At 52.0% G+C, this 18,722-nt stretch carries 15 protein-coding genes; 5 read left to right on the forward strand and 10 right to left on the reverse strand.

The annotated features are described in order from the left end of the window. The first annotated feature begins 14 nt into the window (after positions 1-14). Positions 15-185, forward strand: a complete 171-nt coding sequence (locus VH86_RS25150) for a YlcI/YnfO family protein (RefSeq protein WP_072050617.1) — start codon at positions 15-17, stop codon at positions 183-185. 418 nt (positions 186-603) lie between these two features. Here VH86_RS25150 and VH86_RS15165 read toward each other — a convergent pair whose 3' ends face one another. Continuing rightward, the gene (locus tag VH86_RS15165) at positions 604-1,521 is read right to left on the reverse strand and encodes a nucleotidyl transferase AbiEii/AbiGii toxin family protein (protein WP_045833410.1); all 918 of its coding nucleotides are present in this window, start codon (positions 1,519-1,521) and stop codon (positions 604-606) included. After that, on the reverse strand, positions 1,505-2,050 hold the full coding sequence (gene abiEi / locus VH86_RS15170; RefSeq protein WP_045833444.1) for a type IV toxin-antitoxin system AbiEi family antitoxin: 546 nt from the start codon (positions 2,048-2,050) through the stop codon (positions 1,505-1,507). The genes VH86_RS15165 and abiEi overlap by 17 nt, the downstream gene beginning before the upstream one ends. A 393-nt stretch (positions 2,051-2,443) precedes the next feature. Here abiEi and VH86_RS15175 point away from each other — a divergent pair, with 393 nt between their 5' ends. Then, entirely contained in the window at positions 2,444-3,103 is a 660-nt protein-coding gene (locus VH86_RS15175; RefSeq protein ID WP_045833411.1) for a DUF1345 domain-containing protein, read from the forward strand. Positions 3,104-3,106: 3 nt separating this feature from the next. Here the strand turns inward: VH86_RS15175 and VH86_RS15180 are convergent, their stop codons facing one another. Beyond that, the gene (locus tag VH86_RS15180; protein ID WP_038647003.1) at positions 3,107-3,415 is read right to left on the reverse strand and encodes a hypothetical protein; all 309 of its coding nucleotides are present in this window, start codon (positions 3,413-3,415) and stop codon (positions 3,107-3,109) included. A gap of 109 nt (positions 3,416-3,524) precedes the next feature. Between VH86_RS15180 and VH86_RS15185 the strand changes: the two genes are divergently transcribed. Both VH86_RS15185 and VH86_RS15190 read left to right on the forward strand, forming a co-directional pair. Next, positions 3,525-3,803 carry a VF530 family DNA-binding protein gene (locus VH86_RS15185; RefSeq protein ID WP_045833412.1) on the forward strand — a complete coding sequence of 93 codons (279 nt, stop codon included), beginning with the start codon at positions 3,525-3,527 and terminating at the stop codon, positions 3,801-3,803. A gap of 204 nt (positions 3,804-4,007) precedes the next feature. Further along, entirely contained in the window at positions 4,008-5,438 is a 1,431-nt protein-coding gene (locus tag VH86_RS15190; RefSeq protein ID WP_045833413.1) for a cytosine permease, read from the forward strand. A 36-nt stretch (positions 5,439-5,474) separates the two neighbouring features. Here VH86_RS15190 and VH86_RS15195 read toward each other — a convergent pair whose 3' ends face one another. Then, on the reverse strand, positions 5,475-6,026 hold the full coding sequence (locus VH86_RS15195) for a YbhB/YbcL family Raf kinase inhibitor-like protein (RefSeq protein ID WP_045833414.1): 552 nt from the start codon (positions 6,024-6,026) through the stop codon (positions 5,475-5,477). 112 nt (positions 6,027-6,138) lie between these two features. On the opposite strand from VH86_RS15195, the gene VH86_RS15200 reads away from it, so the two are divergent. After that, positions 6,139-10,728: an ATP-dependent helicase gene (locus VH86_RS15200; protein ID WP_045833445.1), complete on the forward strand. Its 4,590-nt coding sequence runs from the start codon at positions 6,139-6,141 to the stop codon at positions 10,726-10,728. Here VH86_RS15200 and VH86_RS15205 read toward each other — a convergent pair. The 6 genes from VH86_RS15205 to VH86_RS15230 form a co-directional block, all read right to left on the reverse strand. After that, on the reverse strand, positions 10,725-12,824 hold the full coding sequence (locus VH86_RS15205) for an FUSC family protein (RefSeq protein ID WP_045833446.1): 2,100 nt from the start codon (positions 12,822-12,824) through the stop codon (positions 10,725-10,727). The two genes, VH86_RS15200 and VH86_RS15205, sit on opposite strands and share 4 nt — an antisense overlap. A gap of 349 nt (positions 12,825-13,173) precedes the next feature. Next, entirely contained in the window at positions 13,174-14,289 is a 1,116-nt protein-coding gene (locus VH86_RS15210) for a beta-propeller fold lactonase family protein (protein WP_045833415.1), read from the reverse strand. A gap of 9 nt (positions 14,290-14,298) precedes the next feature. Beyond that, positions 14,299-15,642 (reverse strand): enolase C-terminal domain-like protein, encoded by a 1,344-nt coding sequence (locus tag VH86_RS15215; RefSeq protein WP_045833416.1) that lies wholly within the window; start codon positions 15,640-15,642, stop codon positions 14,299-14,301. Beyond that, positions 15,620-16,975 carry an MFS transporter gene (locus VH86_RS15220; RefSeq protein WP_045833417.1) on the reverse strand — a complete coding sequence of 452 codons (1,356 nt, stop codon included), beginning with the start codon at positions 16,973-16,975 and terminating at the stop codon, positions 15,620-15,622. Before VH86_RS15220 ends, VH86_RS15215 begins: the two co-directional genes overlap by 23 nt. Before the next feature lie 197 nt (positions 16,976-17,172). Continuing rightward, positions 17,173-18,405, reverse strand: a complete 1,233-nt coding sequence (locus VH86_RS15225; protein WP_045833418.1) for a type II toxin-antitoxin system HipA family toxin — start codon at positions 18,403-18,405, stop codon at positions 17,173-17,175. Continuing rightward, positions 18,398-18,679: a helix-turn-helix domain-containing protein gene (locus VH86_RS15230; RefSeq protein ID WP_369800336.1), complete on the reverse strand. Its 282-nt coding sequence runs from the start codon at positions 18,677-18,679 to the stop codon at positions 18,398-18,400. Before VH86_RS15230 ends, VH86_RS15225 begins: the two co-directional genes overlap by 8 nt. Positions 18,680-18,722 lie beyond the last annotated feature (43 nt).

Consider the following 18,722-nt stretch of genomic DNA (forward strand, 5'->3'; position numbering starts at 1 on the left):
GACCAGGGATCACCATGGATAAAATGACAAACTCCAAAACCCGACGAAAACATATTCGTTTCCCACATCTGCTGATTGATCAAATCGAAGAGAGTATGAAGAGCGAAAACATTCAAAACTTCTCAGCCTGGGTTGTCGAAGCCTGTCGTCTGAAAGCGCGGGAAGCTGGCAACGGAAAGAAGTAATTCATCATTTCCCGTCGGTGGCAGGTCATCATCGCTGACGTGTAGCGGACGGGAAATCCAATCTGGTTTAAATCCTTCAATTTCATCTCACATAAATGTTCAGCGCTTGAACCAGCAGCGCCAGTAGAACGCACAGCTCAACAAAACACACGCATATTAGAGGCGGTCATCTTATCTTAGCCAGATGACTAAATGGCGCATAATGTATATTATGTTAAATAAGGAGTCTGAAGGCGCACCAGAAGCTGTACACCATGCTCACCCGCTCTCCACTGTCTTGTCCTGCCAGAGTGTCTCGACTGCCAATCGACATCCTGCTGATCGTTTATGGCAATACAGGAAATGGTTATTTCCCCGCACTGACCTAACCGGCTTCAATTGCGTATAAGCCATCAAACCTCTCATGCTGTTCGATGGCTCACAGAGTAAATGACTCATCATGGACTTTACCTCTCAACTCGTTTTGTAGAGACACGAGTAGCGACGATAACCGACCGCTGGCATAAGTGATGAATTCTGGGCGCCCCAATGTACGGTCAAAAACCTGCTGTGGCAGGAATCTTTTCATCTCATTGTAAAAGCGACCATCACCTACAATTGCACCAATGCTTTGAATACGTTGTGCCAGCAATTCATCATAATGCGGAATTTTATAGTCATTAATTTTTTTCTTAACTAAATCAATTTCATAAACAGCATTCTGTTGCAGTAGCCAAGGCAAATCCCACAGATCGCGGTAACGAATATACCTTGTGGTTGCAGCAAGAGAGATAAGTTTGTCACTCATAATTTCGTTGAGAGATTCACACATAACCAGCGTATCGCTGTAACCATCAGGCAAAACGCTGTAATTGCGTGTCAGTGACATGGGTTTTCTGGTGTATGCGGGTACATTGGCGATTTCGATCTTGATACGCTGTTTTGGCATATCCCTTCTTTCTGGTGCTGTTGTTACCGATACTTGCCACTTATCAATTCTAATCTCTTCATAACCTGGCTCGTTCCTCAGCTCGGCTGGTTCTTTTACCGTTACTTCTAAGCCGTATCGGGAGCCGAGGTAGTCCTCAATACAACTCCTGAGATTTTTAAGGTCTACGCTGGAAAAACCCATACCACCCGCAAAATCAAGGTCTTCGCTAAAGCGATTGCCGCCATAGCACAGTCTCAGCGATGTTCCGCCCTGAAATGTAAGGTCCTGTAGTAATCCTTCTTTATCCAGGCAAAATAGAATGTCGTAATGCAGTAGCTCTTTCTCAACGACATTTCGCATGCCATCAAGTTCAGCTGACTCCATGGCTTGACCAACTAAGTCGGCAAAATTAACCTTCTGATTCATCCTGAAGCTCCGTTGTATCGACCAGATGCAGGTTACGCCCTACCCGCCGCAAATCTCTGAGTGCTGTCTTCATCGTGGCCTGTCGTAAAGGCGAGTCACCGATGTATGTGTCTTGCAAAATCTGCTCGGGAGAACGCTTGGTATGGGTAAACTCAATAACGCCATAGGGCGTTTTATGCTCTTCAGAACGTCCAGTGGTCATCACTGTAATTCTGCTCATTGGAATCTGAGAGATAGCACCATAAGCAGATAACGCTGATTCCAGACTAAGATAGTTGTATTCACCTCTACGCAGCGCTAATACCACCCTTTCAAGCGTGTAGGCATCTTTACTTCTGGCTAAGGCGTAAACGTAAACCCCCCGGATAGCACGTGTGAGGATGCCGTCTTTTACTAGTCGATTTAAACCTGCTTTAAGGGTTTTCGCGCTATCTTCATAAAAAATTTTGGCTAAATCCCTAAGAGTAAAGACATAACGTCCTTTCTTATCAAACATGTTTAACTGCGTAATGGCGGTCATTCTGTTCATCATTAAGTCTACATAAAAACCAATAAAATATAGTTTATATGTAAACATAATCATTTCCAAAACGTCAAGTAAACATGAAAACACCATTAATGTAGCCTTCGCGTATACTTAGTTATTGATCGCTGATACTGTCCAGCCTAAGCGAGATATCAATCCGCCTTCAAAAATCGTATAAAACACCATCAAATTAAGGCGTCGCTACGCCAATCTTTAGCAATAATCCCTCACATGAAATCTCAGAATTCACATAGCGACGTCTGAGAATGCAGCGTTCAGCCAGCGTCTTAAACCGACAAGCATTCAAATCCCGATAGGATTCGTAACAGCTATCTCAGGCGTTTTTCCTGCCATCAACTACAGTTAACTGATTCAAACCCCAGCAAAAAAGACATCATGCCCTTTTCTCTCACCACAAATCTGTTCGCGCGGCTACGTCTGTTAATCTCGATTGTTGCCGGTGTCGTCTGTTATTTCTTACTGCCTGCAAAACTGGGCGAGTTGCAACGCGTATTGATTGGATGGAATGTACTGGCGTGGCTTTATCTGTGGTTTATCTGGTTTCGCATGCTGCGTACCGATGCTGGCGAGATCAAGCGTATCGCCCAGATGCAAGATCAGAGCGCCGCGTTGGTCTTGGGCATGGTTATTGTGGCCTGCATGATCAGCATCGTTGCGATCATGAGCGAACTCCCGGCACTAAAAACTCTCAATGGCACGCCGCGCGTATTACATCTGCTATTAACCGCGATGACGTTGATTGTCTCCTGGGCATTACTGCCAAGTTCATTTGCCATGCATTACGCACACCAACACTATTTGCGTCGCACTCAGGATGTCACACCCATGATTTTCCCGGAAAAACCGGACGAACCGGCTTACTGGGATTTCCTCTATTTCTCATTCACCATCGCAGTTGCATCGCAGACCGCTGATGTGGCAACCGGTACCACCGAAATGCGCAAGCTGGCGCTGCTGCAATCGGTGATATCGTTTATTTTCAATCTGGCCATTCTGGGATTGTCAGTGAATGTCGGCGCCGGATTGCTGAGTTAACCCTTAACGACGCCCTTTATTAATTGAGGCAGACCAGTTGAAGTCACTGACTTCGCTGGCAGATTGCGCTTCAGGTTTCTTGCGGCGCGTCGGTGTTTTTTTGGCTTTGTCCGCTTTGGCTTTTTCTTTGGCTAGCTTAATGGTCATCACTTGCTGACGCGCGTCTGCGGTATATTCTTTCTCTTTCTTCGCATCAGGCTCTTTACCGCTGCGCTGGCGATGTTTTTCCATTAACCCTTTGAAGATCTCATCCACTTCAATTCGTTCGGCTTCATTAAACTGATCGATTGAAATCATTTTCTTATCGCTCATCGCGTTATTTCCTCAGTAAATGGCTAAGCTCAAGTCTACACCATTGCTGCCGGCGCGGCTTTCTTGTAATCTTGCCCGCCAATCATCCGCCTGCCAATTAGGACGTAATATGACGACTCACTCTTCTAAAGATCCCATGCACGGCGTGACGCTCGAGATGATTGTTAATGCGTTAGTGGCACAATATGGCTGGGTCGAACTCAGTAAACTCATCAATATCAACTGTTTTAAAAACGATCCCAGCGTAAAATCCAGCCTCAAATTCTTGCGTCGCACACCCTGGGCGCGTGCTGAAGTGGAAGCGCTCTACCTCGATTCTCTTGAGGAGCCCGCCAAACAAGATTCGGTGGAAAGTGGCTTTAATCCCTGGACCCAGGGCCACAAATAACCACAGCGGCTGACGCTCTGCTCGCCCCTTCCTTTTGGACAACCTTGCCAGCGTCATCACATTTTCCAATGACAGGCTGCCTTGTAACTTCGTTTCTCGCGTGACAATATCGATACATGTATATACATGTATCGCCCATTGCAAACACAACTGATAAACAAAAATAACATAACGCACTGCGTTCATTGTTTCAGCGAGGAAACTATGTCAGCCGAATCACCTGCAGCCGATTATTCAGGCAGTGAAAACCAGCGCCTGTCTGAAACCCGCTCCATCGATTACATTCCGCTCCGCGAACGCCATGGCCACCCTTTTAGCCAGTTCACACTCTGGTTTGGCGGTAACCTGCAAATCACCGCCATTGTCACCGGAGCCCTTGCCGTGGTGCTGGGCGGCGATGTGGTGTGGTCGCTTGTGGGTCTGTTGGTGGGCCAGATTATTGGTGCCGCCATCATGTCGTTGCATGCTATTCAAGGCCCGCGCCTTGGCTTGCCACAGATGATCACCAGCCGCATGCAGTTTGGTGTGTATGGTGCGGTGATCCCGCTGGTACTGGTATGTATTATGTATGTCGGATTTTCGGCCAGCGGCACCGTGTTGGCTGGTCAGGCACTGGCAAAGTTGATTAATGTTAGCAACGCGACCGGGATGGTCCTGTTCAGCGCCATCATTGTCGTGATTGCGGTGCTTGGATATCGGGTGATTCACAAGCTGGGTAAAGTGGCGAGCGTCATCGGGGTGCTGGCTTTTGCCTACCTGTTTATCACCCTGCTTTCCACGCATGATTTGTCCGCCGTATGGCAAAATCAGCACTTCACGATTGCCAATTTCCTGCTGGCCGTTTCGCTATCTTCTTCCTGGCAGATAGCATTTTGCCCCTATGTCTCTGATTATTCACGCTACCTGCCGGCTAACGTATCGGCGAACAAGCTGTTCAGCTCGGTGTTTTTCGGCACCGTATTAGGCACACAGGCCTCAATGACGTTGGGCGTGATTGTGGCGGCTATTGCAGGAAAGGCGTTTTCCGGCAATGAAGTGGGATATATCGTTGGTCTGGGCAGTAGCGCGACCATGGCAATGGTGATCTACTTCGCTATCTGTTTTGGCAAGATTACTTTCACTACCCTGAATGCTTACGGCAGCTTTATGTCACTCACCACTATTGTGTCAGGGTTCCGGCAGCAAACGTCTCTCAGTCGTGGTGGTCGTATTCTGTTTGTGGTGCTGATGGTGACGATAGCCTGCATCATCGCACTGATCAGCGAACCGGCCTTCCTCAAGTCGTTTACCCATTTCCTGTTGTTCCTGCTGGCCTTCTTTGTTCCGTGGAGCGCAATCAGCCTGACCGATTTTTATCTGATCACCAAAGGACGCGTCGATATTCCGGCACTTTCACAACCTGATGGCCGTTACGGTCGCTGGAACTGGGTTGGGATTGTGGTGTATTGCCTGGGCGTATGGGTGCAGCTGCCGTTTATTGATAATCCGCTGCACCATGGCTCATTAACCTGGGTATTTGCGGGTAATGATGTGTCGTGGATTATTGGTTGGTTTGTCACCGCATTGCTGTGGTTAGCTGCACGTCGGTGGGATCGCCGTGGCACGCTGGAAAGATCGATCCACCCTGCGGAGTGACGTTGTCACGGCCGCCTCAACTGGCGGCCGTATCACTTACTTATCGTTAGTAAATCGCCCCACAATGGTGGCAGCCCCCAAGGTATGGCCTTTCAATTTGGCGATCAACTCATCATGTGTCAGTCCGCCAGGCAATTGATTTACCGGCAAATCTGTTGCCACCATCACGAAGTTATAATGATGTATGCCACTTCCCACCGGCGGGCAAGGACCGTAGTAACTTGTGGTGCCCGGTGAATTCTTACCTCCGATGTAACCTTCGCCTTTACTCAACTCGCCCTGCGCAAACTGCGTGCGATCCGCCGCGATGTTATAGGCCACCATATGTGTCACGCCTAACCCTTTTCCCCCTACGGGATCGGTCAGCATCAGTGCAAAACTGCGGGTGCCGGCGGGTGCATTCGACCAGCTCAAAGCTGGCGACACATTGTCGCCGGTGCATGACGGGTTACTTTTGTTGTTGCCTGCAAAGGTTTTATTCAGCATGGCACTGTCGTTAAAATCCGAAGATTGCAGCGTAAATACCGGGGCAGCCAACACGCTTCCCGGAAGCAGCGCCAATAATAGTGCGCGTTTGAACATCACCATTTCTCACTCCTGTTGATGAAAAAATCAGCCAAAACATCAAGTATATAACCTGATCACATTCATGCCGCAGACTACACTGCTGAAAGTCCTCTTTGAAACGCAGGAACATTGGATGCCAGCCTCTTCACTCGCGTTGTTTACCGCTGCCACGCAGCAATGGTTTCGCGACACCTTTAGAGCGGCGACGCCCGCACAGCAGGAAGCCTGGCGAGCCATTTCGAGCGGTAAAAACTGTCTGGTGATTGCACCTACGGGTTCTGGTAAAACGCTGGCGGCATTTCTCTATGCAATTGATGCCCTGTTTCGTGAACGCAGCGCCGGAGATCTCCCCGAACGAAGCCACAGAACACGCATTCTTTACCTCTCTCCGGTGAAAGCGCTGGCGGCGGATGTTCAGCGTAATCTGCAACGGCCTTTAGCGGGGGTGGCTGACGAGCGGCGCAAACGCGGTGAAGCCGAGATCACCCTGGAGGTGGGCATGCGATCTGGCGATACGCTCAGCAGCGAGCGGGCAAAATTACAGCGTCGCCCACCGGATATTTTGATCACCACGCCCGAATCTTTGTTTCTGATGCTGACATCAAAAGCCCGCGACACGCTGCGTGGCATCTCTACGGTGATTGTTGATGAAGTACATGCCATCGCAGGCAGCAAACGTGGCGCGCATCTGGCGCTCAGCCTTGAACGGCTGGATGCGCTGCTAACGCACCCTGCGCAGCGTATCGGCCTCTCCGCCACGGTAAAACCACCTGAAGTTGTCGCACAGTTTCTTGGCGGAAGTCGCGAAACACTGATCGTTAATCCTCCCGCTCAGCGCCCATTAGCGTTAACCATTAGGGTCCCTGTTGAAGATATGACGGATATTCAGCAGCGGCCCGATAGCCGTTCAGTACAGGATGCCACACTGTCCGCGGGATCCATCTGGCCACATATTGAAGCCGGGATTCTGGATGAGGTGTTACGCCATCGCGCCACTTTGGTGTTTACCAATTCTCGCGGGTTGGCTGAAAAACTTACCGCGAGGCTGAATGAGCTCTACACGCGTCGTCTCGGAGAAAAGCCCACTGCGCCAGAAGCATCCTTTGCCTACGGTTCCTTTACCGGCGGCACAGAGAAACGCACTGTCACACCGAATGACTTATTGGCTCGCTCCCACCACGGTTCTGTTTCTAAAGAACAACGGCTGGAAATTGAAAACGCGCTCAAAGCGGGCGAGCTGCGTTGCGTGGTCGCCACATCAAGCCTGGAGCTGGGTATTGATATGGGCGATATCGATCTGGTGATTCAGGTGGGCGCACCCCCTTCGGTTGCCAGTGCCCTCCAGCGCGTGGGCCGCGCAGGTCATCAGGTTGGTGGCACACCCAAAGGTATCATCTGGCCGCGAACCCGACGTGATTTGGTGGATGCGGCCGTCATCGTCGACTCAATGATGGCGGGTGAACTTGATGCGATAACGCTGCCACACAATCCGCTGGATCTGCTGGCTCAGCATACGGTCGCCGCCGCCTCAATGGACACGCTGGAGATCGACAGCTGGTTTGAGCTGGTGCGGCGCGCAGAACCATTCAAAACGTTACCGCGTAACGCATTTGACGCCGTATTGGATATGCTAGCCGGGCGTTATCCTTCCGATGAGTTCGCCAACCTGCGCCCCCGCGTCATTTGGGACCGACAGAACAATACCCTCACCGGGCGGCCTGGTGCGCAGCATCTGGCCGTCACCAGCGGTGGCACCATTCCGGATCGCGGCATGTTTAGCGTTATGCTGCCTGAAGGTGAAGAACAGACGGGGGCACGACGCGTCGGGGAACTGGATGAAGAGATGGTTTATGAGTCGCGGATTAACGACATCATTACCCTGGGCGCGACATCATGGCGCATTCAGCAAATCACCCACGATCAGGTGGTGGTGGTGCCTGCACCGGGCCGTTCAGCACGTTTGCCCTTCTGGCATGGCGACAGCCTCGGCCGTTCAGCGACACTGGGGGAAGCGATTGGCGGCTATTTACGACACGCCAGTCATGAGGTGTCACTGCCCGGCGACAGTCTTGACGCCAATGCCCGACACAACATTAAAAACCTGATCGCAGAACAAATTCAGGCAACCGGCGAGTTGCCCACCGACCGCAGCTTGTTGATTGAGCGTTGTCGGGATGAAACCGGCGACTGGCGCGTGATCCTGCACTCCCCTTATGGGCAGCGCGTGCACGCTCCCTGGGCGCTGGCGGTGGCAGAACGCATTGGACGCATCATGGGGATCGATCCGGCTGTGGTCGCCAGCGACGATGGTATCGTGGCACGCTTCCCCGATAGCGACGGTCGGGTGCCGGGTGCCGAGCTCTTTTTATTCGAACCGGATGAGCTGCAACGCATCGTCATGGCATCAGTCGGGCATTCGGCACTGTTCGCCGCTCGTTTTCGTGAATGTGCTGCCCGTGCCCTGCTACTGCCACGCCGCAATCCCGGCAAACGTTCTCCTCTCTGGCAACAACGTTTACGCGCGAGCCAGTTGCTGGAAGTGGCGCGTCAGTTTGCAGACTTCCCGATCCTGATTGAGACGGCACGGGAATGTTTGCAGGACGTATACGACCTGCCTGCGCTGCATCACCTGATGGCGCGATTACATCAGGGTGATGTGCGGTTGACAGAAGTCACCACCGAAACGCCCTCGCCGTTTGCCGCACCGCTGCTGTTTGGCTACGTCGCCGAGTTCATGTATGCCAGTGATGCACCGCAGGCAGAACGACGCGCTTCAATGCTGGCGCTCGACAGCAATCTGCTGAGTGATCTCCTGGGTCAGGCGGAGATGCGTGAGTTGCTGGAACCCGCCGTGATTGCACGTGTTGAACAGGAGTTACAGCGTTGCGTGGCGGAGTATCAGGCGCGCAGTATTGAGGCTCTGGTGGATATGCTGCGCGAACTGGGTCCGTTATCAACCGAAGAACTTGTTGCACGCTTCAATGGCGATGAGCCCCTTGAGCCCGGCTTACACGCGCTGCAACAGGCGCAGCGGATTGTCAGTGTGACAATTGCGGGTATCGCACGCTGGGCAGTGGCTGAAGATGCGGTGCGTCTGCACGATGCGCTGGGTTGCGTGTTACCTGTAGGCCTCCCGGCTGCACTGCTCGAACCGGTCGTCCGTCCATTGCAGGATCTATTGGGGCGCTACGCCCGCACCCACGCCGTATTTTCCAGTTTGCAGGTGGCTCAACGCTTTGGCCTCGGCCGCGCCGTTGTGGATGAAGCTTTGGATCAGCTTCGCCAGCAAAATAAGTTACTTAAAGGCGATTTTCTCGCCTCTGGAGCTGATGAGTCCGCGGAGTGGGCAGCAGAAAGCGTGTTTCGCCGCTTGCGTGTACGATCGTTACAGTCCGCACGCGACGCCACTCAACCCGTTGCACCGGCCGCATACGTGGCGTTTCTGCTTGAGCGCCAGGGGCTGTTGTGTGATGCGAACGCGCGTCAGACACAAGGCGCTTTCTCCGGTCTGAATGGCGTAATGAGCGTCGTTGAACAACTGGCAGGCGTGGTGCTGCCGGTAACACTATGGGAATCGCAAATCTTCCCTGCACGCATTCGGGATTATCAGCCAGCCATGCTGGATGAATTGCTCTCATCGGGAGAGGTTATTTGGGTCGGTCATCCCTCATCAAACCTACAGGACGGCTTGGTTTCCCTGCATTTAAGTGAATTCGCCAGCGAAACCTTGCCTGCCATGGATCATTCAGTGACATTGTCACCTATTGAAAGCAGATTAGTGGCGCTGATGCAGGACGGCGCGGGTTGGTTCGTCAAACAACTGATGCCTCGCATCACTGAAACCATGGATAGCAATGAACTGATTGAGCCGACAGACGTGTATCAGGCTCTTTGGCAACTTATCTGGCGCGGAGTCCTGACCATCGATACCTGGTCGGCACTGCGTAATCTCAGCCAGATTGCCAGCACGCCCAAACCACGCCCTGTTCGTGCACGTCACGGACGGCACAATCGATCCAGTTTTGGCGCCAGCCGCCCGGTCGAATCACGACTCTCACTTCACGCTATGGCCGGTCGCTGGTCGTTGATTCCTCGCCAGCCGATTGCCGACACCGAACGCGCGCTGTCAATGGCAGAAAATATGCTCGACCGATTTGGTGTCATAACAAGAGGTGCCGCAATCGCCGAACAGATTCCCGGTGGTTTTCCGGCGCTACAACCGGTGCTGCGCGCTATGGAAGATGCGGGCCGACTGTTGCGCGGGCGTTTTATTGCAGGCATGGGCGCCGCGCAGTTTGCTGATAACTCTGCTATCGATCGACTGCGTCAACTCGATGCCGACAAGTCAGCGCGGCATGCCCCCGTTGTGCTATCAGCCATTGACCCTGTCAATCCCTTCGGGTTAACACTGCCATGGCCGATCAGTATCACGGGAACCAAACCCACGCGCCGCGCGGGTGCTTTCGCGGTGATCGTCAGGGGTCGCGTCATGCTTTACCTGCCGCCCGGTGGCAAAGAGTTGATGACTTTTCATGCGCAGGACAGCGACGAAGATCTTCATGCCGCACTGGTTGCGCTGGGCCAGGCGTTAAGCCGCGAAAAGCATCTTCATTTCACGCTGGAATGGATTAACGATCGACCCGTCGGACAATCCAACCTGCTCGCAGCGTTAAAAGAGGCGGGTTTCTCCCGTGTCCCCAAAGGTTACAGTTGGTACGGTTAATAAGCGCGCTGACGATAATCCTGCAGCTGCATTCTTTCCAGCTGGCGCGGCGTGGCAACGGGCCACGCTTGCTGCGGAAACAGGTAAAGACGAATGCTAAACAGATGAAACAGCGGTGTGAGTAACCCGTCATCCTGCTTTGCCAGCCGTTCCAGCAGCAGCAACAGCCAGTCGAGTTCATCCAGCAAATCCTGGTGTGGTCGGGTTTGCAACGATTTCAGACGCCGTTTCAGGAACAAGGCGAGCTCGTGGAACATCTGTCCACTGTCCAGCTGATGTTTTGCCAGCAGATCTTTGTGTCGGGCGTAGTAATCAAAGCTGTTCACGCCCAGCCACACCTCCGTTAATAACATCCCGGCGGTCGACATATCCGGCTGTGGATCGAGCCGTAAACGGGGTAACACCACGTTGACCTTATCCAGCATCAAACTGATAAAACGTTGCCTGCCAAGCAGTGACGACCCCGTACGTTCAAGCTCTTTAATAAAACGCAACAGCTCACGTAAGCCCTGACGAACCGCGCGCCGCGCCGTCCATGAAGGACGTTTGTTACGCATCAGCACGGTGGCTATCACGGCAAAAAGTACGCCCGTCAGTGATGCAATGGCGTTGTTAATGAGCAGGACCAAATCGGGTTTCAGATGATGGCCCAAACCGATAAAGCCAGGAATCTGGATAGCCACGCTGATGCCAATCATATTGGTTGAGGGACGTGCAATCATCAGGCCGAGTATCAGCAAGCCCGGCACCAGACAAATAATCAACGCTTCAAATGAGGTCGCCTGCGGCAACAGCAACGCCACATAAATCACGCTGATAACAATGGCGACAATCACACCACGCACGAACAATTTCATCGAAGTCAGTGGCGTATCCATACTGGCAAAAAGTGAACTCAGGATGGCGGCCATCACTGGTGCTGAGGCACCATCGTGCCACCCTGTGCCCATCCACAGCAAACAGGAGCCAAAAATCGCGCAAAAGGCGGTTAAAGCAGAAAGCCTGATCAGCCCTTTGTCATAGAAACGATGAGTGCGTTTACCGCGTGCGGGTGTGGTGTCACCCGAGAGATCGCTGACCAACCCGCCGACGCTTTGATACGCGCCCGCAATGCGCACGAAGTCGGCCATACGCTCCAGCAAACCGGTAAACAGCAGGCAGTGTTCAATCGGCAGCTCCCCGCTACGCCAGGCCTGGTTGATATCACTCTGACAACGGCTTAATTCCAGCTGGATACCGCTGGTTTCGCCAACGGCTTCACCATCGTTAAGCCAGTGCAAAAACAGACGAAACGCCACCGCGACGTTGTCCGGGAACGTAATCTGCAATGCCGATAAACGCTGCAGACGCAGCTCAATGGCGGTGAGCGTGGGGATCAAATAAGAGAGATGTTGATACTGCACGCTGACCAGACGAATCAAACGGCGCGCGGCATCACCCTCGTAAACACAGTGCGTAATCAGAATTTCCACTTGCTGTGGATTGGTCGCCATACGCGTCAGAATGTCATCGCGCTCGGGAGACTTATCGCCCGGAATACCTGACAGCAAATCGTGGCACAGCTTGCGCGCATTCAAATACCACTGGCTGACACTCTGTTCCAGCAAACTACGCATCGAGACTGGGAACAATAACGCATGCACCAGGCTGCTACACACTGTGCCTACCGCGATCTCTTCAATACGGGATAACACGGTATTGGTGATCGACAGCGGCGTCATCACCTCGGGAAACCCCATAATGGCAGCGCTGTAACCTGCCAGCATGAACACATAGCTTTTCGGCGTGCGATCGTGCAGGGAGAGATACAGGCACACACTGACCCACAGCGAGATAACAAAGCTAAAAAGTAAGGGGTGTTCAACAGTGACGGGAAAAACAAAGAAGATAAACACGCCGCCTAACAAGGTGCCGAGCATACGAAACAGTGATTTCGAAATGGTGGACGCAGAGTAAAGCTGAGAGGCAATGAAAACCGTGGTAATGGCCCAGGCGGGTTTATCCAGGTTGAGTTCCAGTGAGAAGTACAATGCCAAAAAGGCAGCCAGACAGGTTTTTACAGCAAAAAAAACGGCGTTTTTTGAAAACCACTGCATGACAGTATTGAGACCAGACGGCACTAAGTGCGGCGTATCCTGCCAGAATATTTAATCTACTCACGGCGATAAATATGTCAGGTTGTTACAGCATCAAAATTGGTGATATTGGCAGGTAATCAATAACAGGGTAATTATTAAGGGTTACTAATGGACTATTTACGAATTCAGCCCTTTTTTACAGAATCTCTCTGATTTATAAGCCTATTGCTTCACAGCCTGTCATCAGTCAGATAAATGTGTTCTGGATCACACTTTTCTAAATAACCTCAATGATTACAACAGCTCCATAAAAACATTTCGCGCAATCTGGCGCACAGTGTTGCGCCAGATCATCGCAGGGTGAAACTCAGTTACTCACCACTGTTACCCAGTTCGCATCTTTGCCGGCAGGCGCTTCACTTACACGCTTCAATGATCCAGTTTTGGCATCAATGGCATAGCTTCCTGTCACCGCGCTTTTTTCACCGCTGGCAATCAACCATTTTCCGTCTGCGGTAATAGCAATGCTGCGCGGCTGCTTCTCAACCGGCCAGCTGCCAATCAGCGTCAGTTTGCCACTGTGTGGATCAACGCGGTAGCCACTCACCGTACTGCTGGTCCGTTCGGTAACATACAGGAAGTGACCGTTTGGCGTCAGATGAATATCGGCTGACCAGATCCGTGGCGTGGTATCGCTATAGCCCGCTGGACGTTCACGCCCATGTTGCAATTTATATTCCTCGGCTACTGCATTGGCTGTTTCACTGACTTTGACCAGTTCGCCGCTCGGTTCACGGCGGAACTGAGTGATGATGCCGCCCATCTCGCCGACGTTATACAGATAGCGCTGATCCGGCGATAAGACCGAATGACGCGGGCCGTTTTCATCGGCGGTTTTCACATAACCGTTACCCAGCGCGCTGAGTTCCCCCTCCTCATTCAATTTCAGCTGTAACACGCGGTCAGTGCCGAGATTACCGACGTAGGCGGTTTTACCGGCATCATCAACAATGACCGAATGTGCCGCATGACCCGTCTTGTAACTGCCAACCGGCGGCGCTATCACCTTGCCATCTTTGGCCAGCCGATAGACATGCACCACATCGCCATCGTAGGAGGCGCCCAACAGGAATCGCCCTTGCTTGTCAGTGCTGATGTACGGATAACTGGCGGTAGCAGGGACTTCAGCTCTCTGATGAAGATCGCCGGTGGCGCGATCGATCTGCCAGCTCACCAGTTGCAGTGGCTTGCTGCGAATGGCCGCATATAAATGCTGGTGGTCGGCACTCAGCGCCAGTGGCATCACTTTGCCGCCGGCCTGGGTACGACCTAGCAGTTGCAATGCACCGGATTGTTCATCCAGTACGTAGCGCGCGATGGTGCCGTCATCGGCTTCTGAGACGTAAACAAAGGTTTTTGCCAGCAATGGTGCGCTGAGCGCCATCGCCGTGAGTAATGTGGCTATCTGAAAGGTTTTCTTCATTTAATTTCCTCAGCGAACCAGAGCCGGACGTTTTGCGTCAAAACGCCAGTTATCAATCAAAAACTGCATGCCAAGTGCATCGTTGCGGTTCTTATCAGGCAGTGCGTTGTAGAGTGCATGCGCCTGTTCGACGCGCGCCATATTCAGTTCGATGCCCAATCCTGGGCCTGGCGGCAGCTCCAGGTAGCCATCACGGATTTGCGGTGGCTGGTGGCTGAGTTGCTGGCCATCTTGCCATATCCAGTGTGTATCGAAGGCGGTCTGACGATCGCCAGGCGCTGCGGCACCAAGATGGGCCACCATCGCCAGGGAAACATCAAAGTGATTATTGGAATGGCAACCAGTAGTGAGGCCCCATTCGTTACACAGTTGTGCGACGACGTTAGCGTTGCGCATCGTCCAGAAATGGGGATCGGCAAGCGGGATGTCGATGGCGTTGAGCTGCAGAGCATGCTGCAACTGCCGCCAGTCATTGGCGATCATGTTGGTCGCCACCGGCACGCCAGTGGCGCGACGGAACTCGGCTAGCGTTTCACGCCCGGAATATCCCTGCTCTGCGCCACAAGGATCTTCCAGATACGGCACTTTGCCTGCCAACTGCTTACCAAAGCGAATCGCTTCATCCAGCGACCAACTGGCATTCGGGTCAACGGTGACGCGAGATTGTGGATACCGTGCCAGCAAGGCCTCCACGGTTTCGACTTCCTGCTCGCCATGCAGGACGCCGCCCTTTAGCTTAAAGTCACGAAAACCGTATTGTTCTACTGCGGCCTCTGCGAGCCGCACCACTGCGGCACTGTCCATTGCCGGTTGATGACGTAACCGGAACCAGCCATCCGCTTCGTCATCACCCGAACGGTAGTGCATATTCGTGCGTTGACGATCGGCGATATAAAACAGATATCCCAACACCGGAATGCGCTCTCGCTGTTTACCACTGGCGAGCAGTTCTGCCACGGGCAGGTCGAGGAATTTACCCTGCAGATCGAGCAACGCTGCCTCAATGGCCGCTGCCGCGTTGTAAAACTTCTCTGGGTTCATCTGCGGAATATGAATGTCGTTGGTGTGCGAAGTCTGCTGCTGCCGCGTGTCGCTGGCAAAGAGTTGACTGAGCGTAGCATTAGCGCGCATCAGCGAGCTGCCAATGATCAGAGGGCGAAACTGTTCCAGCAGTTGCAACGTTGAAGCGTGGCACGGTGTTTCCCCCACGCCGCTGTTGCCCGCTGAATCAGTCAATAGCACCAGAATACGGGTGAAGTAGCAGTTATGCGCCCCGCCGATGTTCAGCAGCATGCTGTCGTATCCGGCAACCGGAACGATGCGCATTGATTTAATGACTGGTGTGTCGGACATGGTTTCTCTCCGTGTGACCGAATGCAGGGGGAACAGGTTTGCGACGCAGCAGCAGCCAGACACCGGTGATAACCGACACGCTGGTCAGCGCATACAGCCCACCGGTGGTGCTGCCGGTATGAAGTTCAAGATAGCCAAACACGGTGGGTGCAAAGAAGCCCCCGAGGTTGCCGATGGAGTTGATCAGGGCAATGCCGGGCGCGGCGATCGAAGCAGGCAATTCGCTTTGCGGCATCGGCCAGAAAAAGGCCGCGCTGACTTTCGAGCCAATACAGGCAACGATCATCGCGACAAACCCAAACCAGGGTGTCCCGGTGGTCGCCATAAAGGTGCCGCACGCAGCAATCAGCATGGCAATGCCCAGCCCTTTGTCCAGCTTATCGCGATAGCGATCGGTGGTTTTACCCAGCAGGAATAAGGCAACAATGGCACATAACCAGGGAACGGCGGTCAGCAAACCAATCTCAAAACTGTTGTAACCCTGAATGCGCTGGATAATTTGCGGTAGCCAGAACACCAGGGTGTAACCGGTCATGGTCATGGTGAAAAAAATCAGGCAATAGAACAGCAAGCTGCGATCGCGCAATAAACCCCAGCGGCCATACTCTTTAGCATGTACGTCACGTGCTGCGTCTTCTAACGCTAACTGTGCTTGCAGCGCACGTTGCTCTGCTGGGTTAAGCCATTTGGCATCCTGAGGTTTTGAGACCAGTACCAGCGCGGCCAGCAAACCAATCACAATGGAGCCGCCTCCTTCCAGGAACATCACCCATTTCCAACCGGCAAGTCCATTCACTTCATGCAGCAGCAGAATCGCGCCGGTCAGCGGACCGGAAAACAAGAAGGCGCTAGCGGTGGCACTCAACACCATCGCGGTGGCACGACCTCGCCATGCGTTAGGTACCCACTGGCGGAAATAGAACAGCACGCCAGGAAAGAACCCGGCTTCTGCCACGCCTAATAAAAATCGCAGTACGTAGAAGTGTAGCGGTGTGCTCACAAAACCGGTTAACACCACTACGATGCCCCAGGTGATCATGATGCGCGTCAGCCACACGCGTGCCCCGAGCTTTTTTAACATCATATTGCTGGGGACTTCGAACAGCGCGTAGCCAATAAAGAACAGGCCGGCGCCCAGACCAAATGCAGCAGCACTGATACCCGCATCAGTTTGTAATTCAGCTTTGACGAATCCGATGTTGGCTCGGTCGATCTGGTTAACAATCAGCATCAGCGCCAGCATTGGAATAATACGGCGGAAAAACTTAGCGATTGCGGAAGCGATATGCGCGTCGTGATCTGCTGCTAAATCATAAGATTGTTGAACCGTCATGCGTCACCTATTGGGTTAATAGCATCGCTATAGGTATACGCAGTCGATTAAAGAGCGGTTATGTGAGAATGCCCGAGACCGTTTGTGCAAATGTTGAAGGGAGTTTTATGTTCAATGCGTTAGCGGTTTTCCCAGCGTAAAGTTTTGTCTGGGTTTGTGCGCTGGCTCACTGGGGAGACATATTCCTCCCAACGCTATCAAAGTAACGAGTCAGTTTTTCGTTTTTTAGGTCGTTTGACGTCAGTGGTTAAAAATACATCGTTAGTCGCCACGCTGCGAGTCAGAGAATGGGCGATGGAATCCCTGAGTTCAGGGAAATCATCGAAAATCGGGTTATTATTTATTTGGTCACTGATGACATCTGCGAATTGTTCAATGACATCAGCAGGCTTGATGATTTTAAGTTCACGCGCAAATTTCAGTAAAGCATCTCGATTGGGGAATGATTTGCTTTTGTTTAATTTAAGCGCCAGTTCTTTGTCTGTTGTTGGGTAAATATCTGTATTGACCACGTCATAGAGTGGGGACAACTTGGGTGATCCATTATTTTCACTGGCATACAGTAATGAAAAGTTCTTTAAATGCGCGTCGCCATTTCCTACCATGCAGCTAAAGAGGACGTAGCGCCAATACAACTCAACCTGGGACTGATCGCGCGTAAACAAACTCACAATTTTCCCACCGGTTTCATAAGAACCACTGTATTTATGGTCTGATGTTTTCCCCGATAGCACACAGAAATCCTCCATAGCCAGACGACTATCATGCTGAATATCAAAGCGTTCCATAATAAAAAGTTCTTTATTATCAGAAAGCCAAAAATCGGCAACTGGCAAGCCACAAAGCTTCGCGAGCGACATACAAATAAATTCATTTTCGGCTAATCGTGGATACTCGTCATCACCCGTTTTCGCTATAAGATTGGGGTACAAAACGGTGCCGCGATTCTCAGTACTGATCATCACTTTAGGTTGCACACCCGAAATGGAGGTTTGTAGTAGGTATTTATTCAGCAAATATTGAAAAGCACTTTCTTTATGATCCCAGCGCAGCAAATCGTCCAGTTTTTCGGGTGAAGGCCGGGGGAAATCGATCTCACTTTTATACGATAATGCGCCAATTCCAGTATCCTGCTGTAATGCGAGAAAAAGCATATCACTCACGCTCCCCACATAACGGCGTAAACGTTCAGCGATATGGTAGCGAACATAACCTTCAGGTATGTTCATCTCGAAAATATTAAACAATCGACTCCCGTTATAGCTGATGCGATTGTCCGCCAACATGGTTAGCGATACGGGGCGCGCCCTTTCAGAAAAATAACTGAAGTTATAACTCCCCCGTTCATGCAGCAATCTGCCGCTGTATTGCCCTCCGCTAAACACGTCAATGTAACGGAGCGGTTTTGCCAGTTGGTTAAAATCAGTCATCGTTAAACAGCGCCTCCAGTTCATCCAGTTGCGGTATGCCCGCTGACTGCACGGAAAGTTTTAATTCCAGCGCATTGAGATACAACGTCAATACTTTGAGCGACCCTGAATAAAGGCCGTTCTCAATCTGTGAAATCACTGTGCGGTGCACACCTGAATGTAAGGCTGCGGTGGCTTGCGTCCACCTTTTCGCTTTACGTTTTTCCTGGCACTTTATGCCGATATCTTGCATGCCGGGCAGCATACGCCTCCAGACGTTGTTATATAGCAACATTCATATGAAAAAGACCTCATTGTTATTATATAGCAACATTTTA

Source organism: Pantoea sp. BL1 (assembly GCF_000963985.1).
Classification (GTDB): Bacteria; Pseudomonadota; Gammaproteobacteria; order Enterobacterales; family Enterobacteriaceae; genus Pantoea; species Pantoea rwandensis_B.